The organism is Clostridium celatum DSM 1785 (assembly GCF_000320405.1).
Taxonomy (GTDB): domain Bacteria; phylum Bacillota; class Clostridia; order Clostridiales; family Clostridiaceae; genus Clostridium; species Clostridium celatum.
In genome coordinates, this window is record NZ_KB291650.1 from 14,737 (window position 1) to 29,959 (window position 15,223).

Sequence of the window (15,223 nt, forward strand, 5' to 3'; positions counted from 1 at the left end):
TAAAAAGGGGAATAAAAGAATGGGTAAAGCAAATAAAAAAGGAAAATTATTTTCATTTGATTTTTGGCAAAAATTTGGTAAAGCATTATTAGTAGTTATTGCAGTTATGCCAGCTGCTGGCTTAATGATAACCTTAGGTAAATTAATAGGTATGTATTTTGATGCAGAAATAATGCAAGGAATATCACGAGTAATGGATAATATAGGATGGGGAATAATCGGAAACCTTCATATATTATTTGCAGTAGCTATAGGGGGATCATGGGCTAAAGAAAGAGCTGGAGGAGCCTTCGCAGGATTATTATCATTTGTATTAATTAATCGTATTACAGGAGCTATATTTGGTGTAAGTAGTGAAATGTTAGCAGATAGTACTGCAACAGTTAAATCACTTTTAGGTGCAACATTAACAGTTCCAGATTATTTTACAAGTGTTTTAGGATCACCTGCACTTAACATGGGAGTATTTATAGGTATTATTTCTGGGTTCTTAGGAGCTGCATTATTTAATAAATATTACAATTACAATAAATTACCTCAAGCTTTAAATTTCTTCAATGGAAAAAGATTTGTTCCTTTTGTGGTTATTTTATGGTCAACAATTACAGCTGTTATATTATCAATAGTATGGCCTTTTGCTCAAGGTGCTTTAAATAACTTTGGTATTTGGCTTGCAAATTCAAAAGATACGGCACCAGTTTTAGCACCATTTGTTTATGGAGCATTAGAACGTTTATTATTACCATTTGGATTACATCATATGTTAACTATTCCAGTTAACTATACAGAATTAGGCGGTGTTTATACATCTCTAACAGGAGCTGCAGCAGGTTCAGTAATTGCTGGTCAAGACCCACTATGGTTTGCTTGGATAACAGATTTAATTAACTTTAAAGCTGCTGGCAATATGACAGAATACAACAATTTATTAGCAACAGTGGTTCCAGCAAGATTTAAGGTTGGGCAAGTAATTTTATCAACTGCATCATTATTAGGGGTTGCACTTGCAATGTATAAAAATGTAGATGCTGATAAAAAGAAAAAATATAAATCAATGTTCATATCAATAGGATTAGCAGTATTTTTAACAGGTGTAAGTGAACCTATAGAATTCTTATTTATGTTCATATCACCAGTACTTTATGTAGTTTATGCAATTTTAACAGGATTAGCTTTTGCTTTAGCTGATATAATCAACTTAAGAGTTCATGCATTTGGAGCTATAGAACTTATAACACGTATACCAATGCTTATTAATGCAGGATTAGTTGGAGATGTAATTAATTTTGTACTTGCTTGTTTAGCATTCTTTGGAATTAATTTTGGAGTATTTAATTTCTGTATTAAAAAATTTAAAATTCCAACACCAGGACGTTTAGGAAATTATGATGATGAAGAAAATCAAAATGAAGTTAAGGAAGTAGCTGCAGATAAAGCTTCATCTAATGATGACTTAGCAATTAAGATAATATCTTTATTAGGTGAAAAAGAAAATATTGAAGATGTAGATGCATGCATGACTCGTTTAAGAGTTACAGTTAAAGACTTAAGTAAAGTAGCAGAAGAGAAAGAATGGAAGAAAAATGGTGCAGTTGGATTAATATTAAAAGATAGTGGTGTTCAAGCTATATATGGACCAAAAGCAGATGTAATAAAATCTAATATTCAAGATATTTTAGGAGTTTAGTTATGAAACTTTTAACTTTAAATTGTCATTCTTGGCAAGAAGAAAATCAACTTGAAAAGATTAAATATTTAGCACAAATAATTAAGAAAAATCAATACGATGTAATAGCCCTTCAAGAAGTTAGTCAAAGTATAAAAGCAAAAATTACTGAAGGTATCATTAAAGAGGATAATTTTGCCAAGCTATTACTTGAAGAACTAAAATCTATTGATGAAGAAAAATATAGCTTTATATGGGATTACTCCCATATAGGCTATGATATATATGAAGAAGGGTTATGTATATTTACAAAGCATGAAATTAAGGAGTATAAATCTTTTTATATTTCAAAAAGTAATGAAAAAAGCAATTATAAAAGTAGAAACATTATTAAGGCTACTATTAATATAAATGGTGAAGATATTGATTTTTACAGTTGTCATACAGGATGGTGGAATGATGAGTTAGAACCATTTAGATATCAAGCAGATAAGCTTATTGAAAATTTAAATAATAAAAATGTTTCTTTTATAATGGGAGATTTTAATAATAATGCTTTGGTTAAAAATGAAGGGTATGATTATTTAATAAACAAGGGTATTATAGATACCTATACTACTGCAGAAAGCCGTGATGATGGAATAACAGTAAGTGGTGAAATTGCAGGATGGGAAGATCAAAAAGAAAAGAAGAGGTTAGATTTAATATTAACTAATACAAATGTAAATATAGTTAGTTCTAAAGTTATATTTAATGGGAAAAATAAAAAAATAATTTCAGATCATTATGGTGTAGAAGTAGTGGTAGGGAAAATATATTAAAATTAAAGTATTAAGATAACTATAAGTAATAGCAAAAATAAGAGAGTGTAAAATATTTACACTCTCTTGTTTTTGCTATTAACTTATTTTTTAGTTAGTTTATTTCATTCCTTGTTCGTATTGTTCTACCATTCTCTTAACCATTTCTCCGCCAACGCTTCCGCATTGTTTTGAAGTTAAGTTACCGTTGTAGTCTGTAAAAGGAACTCCCATTTCACTTGCTACTTCAGTTTTGAATTTTGATAATCCGTTTTTTGATTCAGGTACTAACTTTTGAGCCATAAAAGACCCTCCTTTAAAATAAATTAATATTTGTTTGATTTAGTAAGTATTGATTTTACTTACACTAGTATTATATGTAACGCTAATTTATATAAACTATTAAATTTAAGGCAATTTAGGAAAAAAAGAAAACATTAAGAAGTAACTGGTTAATTTGTTTAAAATAAAAATACTTATAAATTTTTTAATTTATAAGTATTTTTATAATTACTTCTTTTTCATTTTAAGCATTGTTACAACTATTGGTACGGCAATTAATGCTGAAGCAATAGCTTCTGGAACACCATTAGTTAATCCTACTGCTAGCAATGTACCAGCAACAGCATCACGAGAAATTTCCTTAGCTGCAGCGTATCTATCAAGATATAAAACATAAGTTAATCCAAGTACACCAATTGTATTTGTTAATGTTGCTAAAATAGATGATATGGTTGCGGAAATAGCTGTGTTTTTTAATTTAGTTGATAATAATTTAAAACTATAATATGCAACAATTCCAATTAAAACTCTAGGTATTAAAGCTATTATTGGATTCCAAAATAAAAAGGAAGTTAATCCAGGGGCAGTGAAGTTCTGATACATTGAAAATAAACCAAAAATTAATCCTATAGCGGCACCAACAAAAGGACCTTCAAGTAAGGCACCAATAATAACTGGAATATGCATTACAGTTATGCTAAATAAAGGTAGTCTAATTATCCCTATACCACTTACCCCAAGAAATATAGAAATTCCGCCAAGTGCTCCTATAATAACAAGTCGTCTAGTTTTTTCACTAGCAGTCATTTTTCTCTCCATATGTTTCACCTCAAATATAAAATTACATAATATTTTTCGTTTAGAAATATTTTTATAAAATTTATTTAGCAAATAAATAGTACAGATTTTAATTTAATATAAAAAGACAAATTTTTCAACAATAAATGAGAAAATAGATTTAAAATCATATTTAAAGAAGTGTTTAAATTATAAATATAGAAGTTTTAAGGGAATAAAGAGATAAAATTAAATAATATGTTGAATAAAGTAAGTAAATTAGTATATTATGATTATAAATAACTTAAAAGGAGAAATATATAATGGAATTATTTAAAATTAATGATTTAGTATTTAATAAGGAAGATTTTTTAGATAACATAAGTGAGTTTGAAGACATTATTCCTATCGTAGAAGAGCTTAGCGCAAATTTATCTTATGATGAAATTGAATGTGTTGGTGAAAATGATTGCTGTAATAAGACTAATAAAAACTATATAGTTGAAATACAAGGTTTCATCAATGATGAGGATGAATTTGTAACTAAAGAAGAAATAGAAGTAAATAAAGATATAATAAGCGGAAGTGGAATGGACATATTTATTATAAGATTATATAAATGTGTAGAATGTGGTAAATGGATAATAGATATTTTGGAGTAATATATGAAAAATAACTTAAAAGCTAAAATAATTGATATAAGAAAAAAAAATTTTAGTTATTTAAAAATGTTAAAATATGATTTGCTTAATTTGAAAGATATAGGAATAAAAAAAGTCATTCTTAAAAGAAAGTTTGAGATAGGTATAATTATATTTATATTAATATTAGGCATATTACTAGTTCCTAAGTTTTCTTATAAAAGTAAGGAAAGTATATTAGAAAGCTTTAGGAAAGGGTTAATTGAAGAAAATTATAAGACTCTTTCAAATATTATAAGGATAAATGATAAAAAAGCAAAAGTAGAAGAATTAGAGCCAATAATAAAATATTATAGAGATAATGAAGAAGATATAGACAGTGTTATTAATGAACTAAAAGCCAATAATAATTCAAATAAATTTTATATTGAAAGTAAAAGCGGTTTTTTAAAAGAAGAATACTACATAGATTTAGAAACAGTAGCTATTACTTTTCAAACAGATGTTAAGGGAATAGAACTTAATATAGATGGTATTAAAAAAGTTATAGAAGACAATATAACAATAGATCTAATTCCAGGAAAGTATGAATGTAGCTATGAGTTAAAAACTGATTATGGAAATATAAATGAAACTGTTAACTTTACAGCAATGGATGATGGTAAAGTTAATATTAATGTACCAGCAATTTTTATAACATTATATTCTAATTTTGATGATGCTAAAGTTTTTATTAATAACAAGGATACTTTAAAGAAGGTTAATGATATTAAAAACTTTGGACCTATACCTGAAAATAAAAATGTAAGCATTTATATAGAAAGAGAATTTCCGTGGGGAAGTTTAAAAAGTGAAAGTGTTAATATAAAAAATGAAAACTATATTAAACTTGATATTAATATGGTAAATGATAAGTTAACTGATGAAGTAAATAAAAGTGTATATAGTTTTTATGATAGCTCATTTCAAGCTCTTAATGAAAGAAATAGTGAATTAATTTCCAATGCTACAGAAGATGCAAAAAATAAGATGTATGAATATATAAATGAAAAGGCGTTACTATTTTCTAATAATTATGAGATAACGGATTTAAATGTAGAAATAGAAAAAAGTGATTTTAAATATGAAGATAATAAATATAGAGCAAGTTTAGTAACAAATATTAGTTATAGTATATATAAAAAATTATTTCCATTTTTAAAGACAGCTAATAATGGAGTATTTTTACTTTCATTAGAATACAATAATAATGAAGGCTTTTACGTATATGATATTCAAAAAATTGAGGTTTTAGATTAATTTTAAAGTAAAAAAGTTGTTGCAAATAAATAGTTGCACAACTTTTTTTGTTAAGCTAATAAAAGGAATAAAAACTTGTACAAAATAAAAAACCTGCACTTTAGTGCAGGTTTAAGGGATTACAATCACTTAAGAAAGGGAATAAGTGATTGTGTGGGGTTTTATAAAAACTCTATAATAAAATTATAGAGCGGTATGGGCAATGTTTAATAAATATATTTAATTTAATAATATTTGCTATATAAATATTATACAGTATTTTAAAATAAAAGCAAACAAATTTTACAAAAAAAATAAAAAAAATATTTTTTTTATTTTATTATGATAGAATTAATAATAAAAACATATAAAAGATATGAAAATGAAGGAGTAATTTGATGAAAAATATAAAAAATATATTGAAAGATACACCAGAATATGAGTCTTATTCAAGAAATGAAGCTAAATTAACTACAGAGGAAATGCAGGAATTAGGTATAAATACTTGTAAGAAAGGTTGTTGTAATAAGCAATCAAATGGTTTTCAGAAATGTTGCCAAACAAAAAATAGTGGAATATGTTTTGAAAATAAGACTGAAAATAGTAAAACAAAATGTTGTTGTAGAAAAAAATAGCTTTGTCGAAAGATGATGTGGTAAAAATTTCTTGAGACAAAAATGAAAATAAAAGTATAAAAAGTAAAAAAATGTTTCTTTATTTAAGAGTTTGTGGTAAATTTATTACATGGAAATTTTTATACAAGTTAGGAGGTATAAAATGGCTAAGCCTAGTATATTTAGTAGAGATTATGAAAGGCTTATGAGAAAAAGACGTAAAAGAATAAATTGTTTAATAGGGATTATTTTATTTGCAATCATAGTAGGTTTGGTAATATTTTTTAAATTTAACACTGGATATATTAAATCTCTTATTGAGAAGTTTGTAGATAAACAAAGTGTAAGTATGAATATACATAATATTGAGGATATTATCTTTTATAAGCATTATCAAATTTAGTAGTATTAAGTAATATATTATACTTTATTAAAAAATGAAATTAAAAATTAATAAAAAATATATATAATAAAATAAATAGTTATGTTTAATATATATACAAGTGGATATTATTTAAATGATTGGCTTAAAATTAGTAGAGTGTTCGATTATTAATAAGCAAAAATATAATTTTTTAAAATTATTTGCTAGAAAAGAGATTTTTTGAACAAACATTTGTAAAAATTAGTTTAAATGTGTTATAATAAGCTAGTTGTATTAAGTAAATAAGACATACTATTTCTAGGAGGAATATACAATGGAAGCTAAAATGGAAAAAATTGATGTAAATGTTGTTAAATTTGAAGTAAAGGTTGAAGCAGAAAAATTTAACGAAGCTTTAACAAGAGCATATAAGAAAAATGTTAAACATTTCAACGTACCAGGATTCAGAAAAGGTAAAGTGCCAATGAATATGGTAAAAAAATATTATGGAATTGAAGTTCTTTTAGAAGATGCAATAAATTTTGCTATTGAAGGATCATATGGAAAAGTATTAGAAGAAAATAACATAATACCAGTAGATTATCCAAAGGTAGATGTTGTTGAAGTTGGAGAAGGTAAAGATTTTGTATATACTGCCGAAGTAACTGTTTATCCAGAAGTTGAATTAGGAGCATATACAGGATTATCAATAGAAAAGAAAACTTACGAGGTTACAGAAGAAGAAGTTTCTAAGAAGCTTAAAGAAATGCAAGAAAAGGGTGCAAGAATAGAAACTAAAGAAGATGGAACAGTTGAAAATGGAAACATTGCTGTTATAGACTTCAAAGGATTTGTTGATGGAGAAGCTTTCCAAGGTGGAGAAGGAACTGATTACTCTTTAGAAATCGGATCAAAGACTTTCATTGATACATTTGAAGAACAATTAATAGGAGCTAAAGTAAATGATACTGTAGAAGTAAATGTTACTTTCCCAGAAAACTATGGTAAAGAAGAATTAAATGGTAAACCAGCTAAATTCGAAGTTACTATAAAAGAAGTAAAATTTAAAGAGTTACCAGAATTAGATGACGAATTTGCAAAAGAAACATCAGAATTTGATACTTTTGCTGAATTAAAAGAAGATATAACTAAGAAACTTGAAGCAGCTAATGAAACTAGATCAGAAAGAGAATTCGAAGAAGCTGTTATAACTGCTGTTGCAGGAAATGCTAAAGTTGATGTTCCAGCAGTAATGGTAGAAAAAGAAGTAGATAAGATGGTTAAGAATCTTGAACAAAGATTACAATATCAAGGATTAAGCTTAGAACAATACTTCCAATTCACAGGTACTGACGCAGATAAAATGAGAGAATATATGAGAGAAAATGCTAGAACTAAAGTTAAAGTTGATTTAGTTTTAGAAGCAATTGAAAAGGCTGAAAAATTTGAAGCTACTGAAGAAGAAATAAGAGAAAAAGCTAAAGAAGTTGCTAAAATGTACTCAGCACAAGAAGATGAAAAGATGGTAGATCTTTTACTTCAAAGTCAAGCAGCTGCTTTAAAGGCTGACGTTGTTACAAACAAAACAATGAAGTTCTTACTTGAAAATAATAAATAATTTATTTGTAATTGCCAGAAGAAATTCTGGCAATTATTAAAATATTCTATTAACAAAATAAAGTAAATTTTATATAATTTTATTATAATTACTTTATAATAAATTGGATATATTATTATATGAAGGGTTTTATAAGAGAAGGAGGGAAATAAAATGAGCAATTATGTACCATATGTTGTAGAACAAACAGGAAGAGGAGAAAGGTCTTACGATATATTCTCAAGACTTTTAAAAGATAGAATAATAATGTTAAGTGGAGAAGTAAATGATGTTACAGCTAATTTAGTAGTAGCACAATTATTATTCTTAGAAAGTGAAGATCCAGAAAAGGATATTTATCTTTATATAAATAGTCCAGGTGGTTCAATAACTTCAGGGATGGCGATTTATGATACTATGCAATATATAAAATGTGATGTAAGCACTATTTGTATAGGTATGGCTGCATCTATGGGAGCATTTTTACTTTCAGCAGGAGCTCCTGGTAAAAGATTTGCACTTCCACATAGTGAAATTATGATTCATCAACCTTTGGGTGGATTCCAAGGTCAGGCAACTGATATTGATATTCATGCAAAAAGAATATTAAAAATTAAAGAAAACTTAACTAGAATTATGGCAGAATCAACAAATGGTAAAGTTGATTATGAAACTATGGTAGGAATGTGTGAAAGAGATAATTTCTTAGATGCGGAAGAAGCATTAAATATTGGTTTAATTGATGAAGTAATTAAGAGAAATAAAATTAATAACAAGTAGTATTTTTGGCAAAGCTTATGCCAAAGTGAGGTGAGGTTATGGCTAAATTTGAAGATAAAAAACAATTAAAGTGCTCTTTTTGTGGTAAAAATCAAGATCAAGTAAAGAGATTGATTGCAGGTCCAGGTGTATATATTTGTGATGAGTGTATAGATTTATGTTCAGATATAATTCAAGATGAATTTGAAGAAAATAATGTAGAGTTAGATACAACGACTTTACCAAAACCATCAGAAATAAAGGCATATTTAGATCAATATGTAATTGGTCAAGATAGAGCAAAAAAAGCATTATCTGTTGCAGTTTATAATCATTATAAAAGAGTTAAATCTAATACAATAGATGATGATATTGAGCTTCAAAAAAGTAATATATTACTTTTAGGGCCTACAGGTTCAGGTAAAACACTTTTAGCTCAAACTTTAGCGAAATTTTTAAATGTTCCATTTGCAATTGCAGATGCAACAACATTAACTGAAGCAGGGTATGTTGGGGAAGATGTTGAAAATATTTTACTTAAACTAATACAAAATGCCGATTATGATGTTGAAAAAGCTGAAAGAGGAATCATTTATATAGATGAAATTGATAAGATAGCTAGAAAATCTGAAAATCCATCAATAACTAGAGATGTTTCAGGTGAAGGGGTTCAACAAGCTTTATTAAAGATTTTAGAAGGAACAACTGCTTCTGTGCCTCCTCAAGGAGGAAGAAAGCATCCACATCAAGAATTTATACAAATAAATACTTCTAATATATTATTTATTTGTGGTGGTGCTTTTGATGGAATTGAAAAAATAATTCAAAAGAGAACAAGAGTAAGCCAAATGGGATTTGGTGCTGAAATTCAATCTAAAGAAATGAAAGATGTTGGAGAAGTATTGAAAAATATTTTACCAGAAGATTTATTGAAGTTTGGATTAATTCCAGAGTTTGTTGGAAGATTACCTATGGTAGTTTCTTTAGAGTCTTTAGATCAAAATGCTCTAATTAATATTTTAAGTCAACCTAAAAATGCCTTAGTAAAGCAATATTCAAAGTTGTTTGAAATAGATAATGTTGAATTAGAATTTACTGAAGAAGCATTAAAAGCTATTGCAGATGAAGCTATAGCAAGAAAAACAGGTGCTAGAGGATTAAGAGCTATAGTTGAAGATATAATGATTGATATTATGTTTGAAATTCCTTCAGATGAACAAATTACTAAAGTTGTTATAACTGAAGAGGCTATTAAGTCTAAGACTTTCCCAGAGGTTATAAGATTAGGGGAAAATGAAAGTAGACCGCTTCTTAAAAGTAAAAAAACTAAAAAGAAAAAGGGCATGGAAACTGCTTAAAAAGAGGCTGAATAGCCTCTTTTTTTATTTATAATTTTACAAAGAAAAATATGTAAAATTTTAAAGGTTAAATAAGAATATAACTACTAAGTTGTGTTAATACTTAAAATAACAAAATGTAAAGGAGGTTAATATTTACATAATTTTTATGTAAATTAAAAAAGTATGAATCAACTAGTAATTGTTCTTCAAATAATAATGATGATTTTATTTATTATATATTTATTTAATAATAATAAAGCAAATCATGCGAAATCTACAATTGTAGATAAGGAAAATAAAAAAGAAATGGAAAAACTTTTGAAAATGAGGAGTATAAGCCTTACAGAGCCTTTAACAGAAAAAAGTAGACCAAGTAATTTTGAAGAGATAATAGGTCAAGAAGAAGGGATTAAAGCACTACAGGCAGCAATATGTGGACCTAATCCACAACATGTTATAATATATGGTCCGCCAGGTATAGGTAAAACAGCAGCTGCAAGATTAGTTCTAGAAGTAGCAAAAAAGAAAAGTAAATCTCCTTTTAGAAGTGATGCAAATTTTATTGAAATAGATGCAACTACAATTAGATTTGATGAAAGAGGAATAGCAGATCCTCTTATAGGTTCAGTACATGATCCAATATATCAAGGGGCAGGCGCATTTGGTATTGCTGGAATACCACAACCTAAACCTGGAGCAGTAACTAAGGCACATGGAGGAGTATTGTTTATTGATGAAATTGGAGAACTACATCCAATTGAAATGAATAAATTACTTAAAGTATTAGAGGATAGAAAGGTGTTTTTGGATAGTTCATATTATAGTTCTGAAGATCCTAATATGCCAGGGTTTATTAGAGAAATATTTGAAAATGGTTTACCGGCTGATTTTAGACTTATAGGAGCGACAACTAGAAGTCCAGAGGAAATAGCTCCAGCTATTAGATCGCGATGCGTAGAGGTGTTTTTTAGAGCTTTAAATACAGATGAGATTAGAAAAATTGCAGAAAATTCAATTAAAAAAGTAGGACTTAAAGTTTCAGAAAAAGGACTAGACATTATAAGTAGACATTGTAACAATGGAAGAGAAGTTGTTAATTTAGTTCAATTATGCTCTGGAATAGCAATAAATGAAGAAAGAGAAAAAATATTAGAGGAAGATATTAATTGGGTTATAGAAAATGGTCAATACACAGAAATTCCAGAAAAGAAAATAAATGAAAAGCCACAAATTGGAGTTGTAAATGGATTAGCAGTATATGGAGCAAATATAGGAATGGTTATGGAGATTGAAGCTACAGCTAAAAAGATTGTTGGAAGAAAAGGAGAGTTAAAGATAAGTGGTATAATAGAGGAAGAAGAAATATCAATGAATAATAAGAAGGTTAAAAGAAAAAGTACAGCATATTCATCTGTTCAAAATGTTTTAACTGTATTGAATAATGTATTTAATTTGAAATGTGATGAGTTTGATATTCATATAAATATACCAGGTGGAATGCCTGTTGATGGTCCATCAGCAGGAGCAGCAATATCTATAGCTGTATATAGTGCCATAACTAATAGCATTATAAAAAATGATGTGGCTATTACAGGAGAAATTAGTTTGCTTGGAAATATTAATCCTATAGGTGGAGTTAATGCTAAAATATTAGCTGCTAAAAAGGCTGGTGCAACAACAGTTATTATACCTGCAGCAAATTGGAATGAAGCATTTCTAGAATATGAAGGTGTTAGAATTATACCTATAAAACATATAAAAGAAGCAATAGATATATCTAGTGTGGAAATTTTAAATAGCAAAAGAGATATATTATCAGCAAAAAGTAAATAAAATTATTTGAAGGAAGTGTATAGAAGTAAAATGTTAACTAATAAAATAAATACTTTGACGTCAAAATTTTATTTACTTTAATACCCTTCCTTATTGCAATTAAATTAAGTGGGAGTTTAGTTATTAAATTGATATACATAGTAGGTTCTATATTAATATTTTATACTTTATAATAAATAGAGCCTTAAAAAGTTGAAAAAGTTAAATATTATGTGTATACTAGAAAAGTTAGAAGTAGTATAATGAAAATTTGAATGGAGGGGGAAAATGAATAAGAATTTAATTGAAATGCCTGTGATTCCACTAAGAGGTATAACTATTTTTCCCAATATGATAATACACTTTGATATTGGAAGAGAAAAGTCTATAAAAGCTCTTGAAGAGGTTATGTTACAAGGTGGAAAAATATTTTTAGTAGCACAAAAAGATCCTGAGATTGAAGAACCAGGATATGATGATATTTATTCTATAGGAACTATATGTAAAGTAAAACAAATATTAAAGCTACCAAAAGACGTTACTAGAGTATTAGTAGAAGGCGTTGAAAGAGCTACATTAGAAGAAGTAGTAGAAAATGATAAATATATGAAAGCTTTAATAAAAAAGGTTGAAGAAGATTCACAAGAAGTAGAAAGCACAGAGGATATTGCATTTAGAAATCAATTAGGGAAGGCTTTTTCAGCATATATTAAAGCAACAGAAGGCGACAATAGTAAAGTACTTCAAATGATGAGTCATGAGAAAAATTTAGGTAAAATTACCGATTTAATTGCTGCATATATACAATTAGAAGAATCAAAAAAACAAATAATTTTAGAAACTCTTAATATTCATGAGAGAATAGAAAAACTACTTGCTTTTATTGATGAAGAAATTGAAGTTATAACTATTGAAAAGTCTATAGGAGAAAAAGTAAAGGACAAGGTTGAAAAGGCTAATAAGGAATACTTTTTAAGGGAGCAAATAAAAGTTATTCAAGAAGAGCTTGGTGAAGATGAAGATAAAAAAGAAATCGAAGCCTATGAGGAAAAAATAGATAGATTAAAAATGTCTAAAGAAGCAAAAGAAAAAGCTAAGAATGAATTAAATAGATTAAAAACCTCTGGTTCTGGTGAAGCTAATAATATAAGAAATTATTTAGATTGGATTTTAGCAATGCCTTGGGGTAAGGCAACTAAGGATTCTTTTGATATAGAGAAAGCTTCTCAAATGTTAGATGAAGAACACTATGGATTAGATGAAGTGAAGACTAGAATTTTAGAATATTTAGCTGTTAAGCAATATACTAAAACATTAAAAGGACCTATACTTTGTTTAGTTGGGCCTCCTGGAGTTGGAAAGAGTTCCATTGCAAATTCCTTAGCAAACTCTCTTAATAGAAAATTTGTAAGAATTTCTTTAGGGGGAATAAAAGATGAAGCGGAAATAAGAGGACATAGAAGAACTTATGTAGGAGCAATACCAGGAAGAATTGTATATGCTTTAAAAGAAGCTAAAGTAAATAATCCTTTAATATTACTTGATGAAATAGATAAATTAAGTCAAGATTACAAAGGAAGTCCTGCAGATGCATTACTTGAGGTTTTAGATGAGAAACAAAATAAAGCATTCAGAGATACTTTTTTAGAAGTAGATTTAGATTTATCTAATGTTTTATTTGTTACTACAGCTAATTCTTTAGATACAATACCAAGACCTTTATTAGATAGAATGGAAGTTATAGAAGTAAGTGGATATACTTATGAAGAGAAGTTTAATATAGCTAAGAATCATCTAATAAAAAGAGCATTAAAAGAATTAAATATAGCTGAAGATAAAATTAAAATTTCTGATAATGCTATTAAGGAAATTGTTAATGGATATACTAGAGAATCAGGAGTTAGAGGATTAAATCGCCAAATTAATAAGGTTATAAGAAAAGCTATAACAGAACTTGTTAAATCTAAAAAAGATAGTATAACTATAACTGCTAATAGATTAGAGAAATATTTAGGACCAGTAGTTTTTGAGTTTGAAAAATCAGAAATGGAAGATAAAATTGGTGTTGTTACTGGACTTGCATGGACAGCGTATGGAGGAGATACACTTCCAGTAGAGGTAGCTGTTATGAAAGGAAATGGAAAACTAGAATTAACAGGTCAGCTTGGAGCTGTAATGCAAGAATCAGCTAAAACTGCATATAGTTATGTAAGAGCTAATGCTAAAAAATATAGTATTCCTGAAGATTTTTATAAGAAAAATGATATTCATATACATGTTCCTGAAGGGGCTGTACCAAAGGATGGACCATCTGCAGGTGTAACGTTAGTTACTGCACTAGTTTCAGCTTTAGCTAAAAGAAAAGTTAAGGGAAATATTGCAATGACTGGAGAAGTTACATTAACAGGAAGAGTTCTAGCAATTGGAGGAGTTAAAGAAAAATGTTTAGCTGCTCATAGAATAGGAATTGATACAATTATTTTACCTAAAGAAAATAAAAAAAATGTAGATGAAATACCAGCCTCAATAAAAGGTAAGTTAAATTTAATATTTGCAAGCCATGTTGAAGAGGTATTAGAAGAAGCATTAATTGGAGTTGAGTATAGTGATAATTAAAAAATCGGAGTTTATTATATCTGCTGTAAAAAGGAATCAGTATCCTATAGATGGTAGAAATGAAATTGCCTTTGTTGGTAGATCTAACGTTGGTAAAAGTTCTATAATAAACGCTTTAACAAATAGAAGAAAGCTTGCTAAGGTTTCTCAAACGCCTGGTAAGACTAGACTTATTAATTTCTTTTTAATAAATGATGATTTCTACTTAGTGGATTTACCTGGATATGGTTATGCTAAGGTATCTAAGAAAGAAAAGGAAAGTTGGGGTAAGACTATAGAGACATACCTTACAGATAGAGACGAATTAAAAAGAGTTATACTTTTAGTTGATTCAAGACATAAGCCAACAGCTGATGATATAATGATGTATGAGTGGATTAAGCATTATGATTATGATTGTATTGTAATTGCTACTAAAAGTGATAAGTTATCCAATAATGAATTAGGAAAGAGCAGAAAGTTAATAAAGGAAACTTTAGGGCTTGGAAATACAGATAAGTTTTACTTCTTCTCATCTTTAAATAAAAAAGGAAAAGATGAATTAATAGATAATATATTTGCAGATTTATCAGAAGAAGCTATTAGAGAAGAAATGGATAATGTTGAATAGTAAAAAGCTACCGTTTGGTAGCTTTTTATTTTATAAAAAATAAAATTTAGTAAATTTGAATCGATGA

Annotated in this window: 14 protein-coding genes; 12 read left to right on the forward strand and 2 right to left on the reverse strand. The window is 27.6% G+C overall.

Features of this window, described 5'->3' with window-relative positions; genetic code table 11:
* The first annotated feature begins 19 nt into the window (after positions 1 to 19).
* Positions 20 to 1,687 (forward strand): PTS transporter subunit IIBC, encoded by a 1,668-nt coding sequence (locus tag HMPREF0216_RS09635; protein WP_005213859.1) that lies wholly within the window; start codon positions 20 to 22, stop codon positions 1,685 to 1,687.
* A 2-nt stretch (positions 1,688 to 1,689) separates the two neighbouring features.
* Positions 1,690 to 2,487: an endonuclease/exonuclease/phosphatase family protein gene (locus HMPREF0216_RS09640; RefSeq protein WP_005213860.1), complete on the forward strand. Its 798-nt coding sequence runs from the start codon at positions 1,690 to 1,692 to the stop codon at positions 2,485 to 2,487.
* Between the two features lie 99 nt (positions 2,488 to 2,586).
* Here the strand turns inward: HMPREF0216_RS09640 and HMPREF0216_RS09645 are convergent, their stop codons facing one another.
* Both HMPREF0216_RS09645 and HMPREF0216_RS09650 read right to left on the reverse strand, forming a co-directional pair.
* A complete protein-coding gene (locus HMPREF0216_RS09645; RefSeq protein ID WP_005213861.1) occupies positions 2,587 to 2,769 on the reverse strand; it encodes an alpha/beta-type small acid-soluble spore protein in 183 nt (60 codons plus the stop codon).
* Positions 2,770 to 2,976: 207 nt separating this feature from the next.
* Positions 2,977 to 3,567: an ECF transporter S component gene (locus tag HMPREF0216_RS09650; RefSeq protein ID WP_005213862.1), complete on the reverse strand. Its 591-nt coding sequence runs from the start codon at positions 3,565 to 3,567 to the stop codon at positions 2,977 to 2,979.
* Positions 3,568 to 3,848: 281 nt separating this feature from the next.
* Here HMPREF0216_RS09650 and HMPREF0216_RS09655 point away from each other — a divergent pair, with 281 nt between their 5' ends.
* From HMPREF0216_RS09655 to yihA, 10 genes are all read left to right on the forward strand, one after another.
* Positions 3,849 to 4,187: a hypothetical protein gene (locus tag HMPREF0216_RS09655; RefSeq protein WP_005213863.1), complete on the forward strand. Its 339-nt coding sequence runs from the start codon at positions 3,849 to 3,851 to the stop codon at positions 4,185 to 4,187.
* Between the two features lie 3 nt (positions 4,188 to 4,190).
* Positions 4,191 to 5,465 carry a TcaA 3rd/4th domain-containing protein gene (locus tag HMPREF0216_RS09660; protein ID WP_005213864.1) on the forward strand — a complete coding sequence of 425 codons (1,275 nt, stop codon included), beginning with the start codon at positions 4,191 to 4,193 and terminating at the stop codon, positions 5,463 to 5,465.
* A 377-nt stretch (positions 5,466 to 5,842) separates the two neighbouring features.
* A complete protein-coding gene (locus HMPREF0216_RS09665; protein ID WP_005213865.1) occupies positions 5,843 to 6,079 on the forward strand; it encodes a hypothetical protein in 237 nt (78 codons plus the stop codon).
* Positions 6,080 to 6,221: 142 nt separating this feature from the next.
* Complete coding sequence (locus HMPREF0216_RS09670; protein ID WP_040419618.1) at positions 6,222 to 6,461, forward strand: hypothetical protein; 240 nt, start codon at positions 6,222 to 6,224, stop codon at positions 6,459 to 6,461.
* A 295-nt stretch (positions 6,462 to 6,756) separates the two neighbouring features.
* Positions 6,757 to 8,040, forward strand: coding sequence for a trigger factor (tig, locus tag HMPREF0216_RS09675; RefSeq protein ID WP_005213867.1), 1,284 nt, complete (start codon positions 6,757 to 6,759; stop codon positions 8,038 to 8,040).
* Between the two features lie 153 nt (positions 8,041 to 8,193).
* Positions 8,194 to 8,799: an ATP-dependent Clp endopeptidase proteolytic subunit ClpP gene (gene clpP, locus HMPREF0216_RS09680; protein ID WP_005213868.1), complete on the forward strand. Its 606-nt coding sequence runs from the start codon at positions 8,194 to 8,196 to the stop codon at positions 8,797 to 8,799.
* A gap of 38 nt (positions 8,800 to 8,837) precedes the next feature.
* Entirely contained in the window at positions 8,838 to 10,136 is a 1,299-nt protein-coding gene (clpX, locus tag HMPREF0216_RS09685; RefSeq protein ID WP_005213869.1) for an ATP-dependent Clp protease ATP-binding subunit ClpX, read from the forward strand.
* Positions 10,137 to 10,301: 165 nt separating this feature from the next.
* Complete coding sequence (lonB, locus tag HMPREF0216_RS09690) at positions 10,302 to 11,951, forward strand: ATP-dependent protease LonB (protein WP_005213870.1); 1,650 nt, start codon at positions 10,302 to 10,304, stop codon at positions 11,949 to 11,951.
* A 267-nt stretch (positions 11,952 to 12,218) separates the two neighbouring features.
* On the forward strand, positions 12,219 to 14,546 hold the full coding sequence (gene lon, locus HMPREF0216_RS09695) for an endopeptidase La (protein WP_005213871.1): 2,328 nt from the start codon (positions 12,219 to 12,221) through the stop codon (positions 14,544 to 14,546).
* A complete protein-coding gene (gene yihA / locus HMPREF0216_RS09700; protein WP_005213872.1) occupies positions 14,536 to 15,156 on the forward strand; it encodes a ribosome biogenesis GTP-binding protein YihA/YsxC in 621 nt (206 codons plus the stop codon). Before lon ends, yihA begins: the two co-directional genes overlap by 11 nt.
* Positions 15,157 to 15,223: the final 67 nt, after the last annotated feature.

What these genes read in the sequence shown, in the direction of transcription:
- clpX (WP_005213869.1), top strand. Translation starts at nt 8,838, where the DNA reads ATGGCTAAATTTGAAGATAAAAAACAATTAAAGTGCTCTTTTTGTGGT.
- tig (WP_005213867.1), top strand. Translation starts at nt 6,757, where the DNA reads ATGGAAGCTAAAATGGAAAAAATTGATGTAAATGTTGTTAAATTTGAA.
- HMPREF0216_RS09650 (WP_005213862.1), bottom strand. Translation starts at nt 3,567, where the DNA reads ATGGAGAGAAAAATGACTGCTAGTGAAAAAACTAGACGACTTGTTATT.
- HMPREF0216_RS09665 (WP_005213865.1), top strand. Translation starts at nt 5,843, where the DNA reads ATGAAAAATATAAAAAATATATTGAAAGATACACCAGAATATGAGTCT.
- HMPREF0216_RS09655 (WP_005213863.1), top strand. Translation starts at nt 3,849, where the DNA reads ATGGAATTATTTAAAATTAATGATTTAGTATTTAATAAGGAAGATTTT.
- lon (WP_005213871.1), top strand. Translation starts at nt 12,219, where the DNA reads ATGAATAAGAATTTAATTGAAATGCCTGTGATTCCACTAAGAGGTATA.
- HMPREF0216_RS09670 (WP_040419618.1), top strand. Translation starts at nt 6,222, where the DNA reads ATGGCTAAGCCTAGTATATTTAGTAGAGATTATGAAAGGCTTATGAGA.
- clpP (WP_005213868.1), top strand. Translation starts at nt 8,194, where the DNA reads ATGAGCAATTATGTACCATATGTTGTAGAACAAACAGGAAGAGGAGAA.
- HMPREF0216_RS09660 (WP_005213864.1), top strand. Translation starts at nt 4,191, where the DNA reads ATGAAAAATAACTTAAAAGCTAAAATAATTGATATAAGAAAAAAAAAT.
- lonB (WP_005213870.1), top strand. Translation starts at nt 10,302, where the DNA reads ATGAATCAACTAGTAATTGTTCTTCAAATAATAATGATGATTTTATTT.
- HMPREF0216_RS09645 (WP_005213861.1), bottom strand. Translation starts at nt 2,769, where the DNA reads ATGGCTCAAAAGTTAGTACCTGAATCAAAAAACGGATTATCAAAATTC.
- HMPREF0216_RS09635 (WP_005213859.1), top strand. Translation starts at nt 20, where the DNA reads ATGGGTAAAGCAAATAAAAAAGGAAAATTATTTTCATTTGATTTTTGG.
- HMPREF0216_RS09640 (WP_005213860.1), top strand. Translation starts at nt 1,690, where the DNA reads ATGAAACTTTTAACTTTAAATTGTCATTCTTGGCAAGAAGAAAATCAA.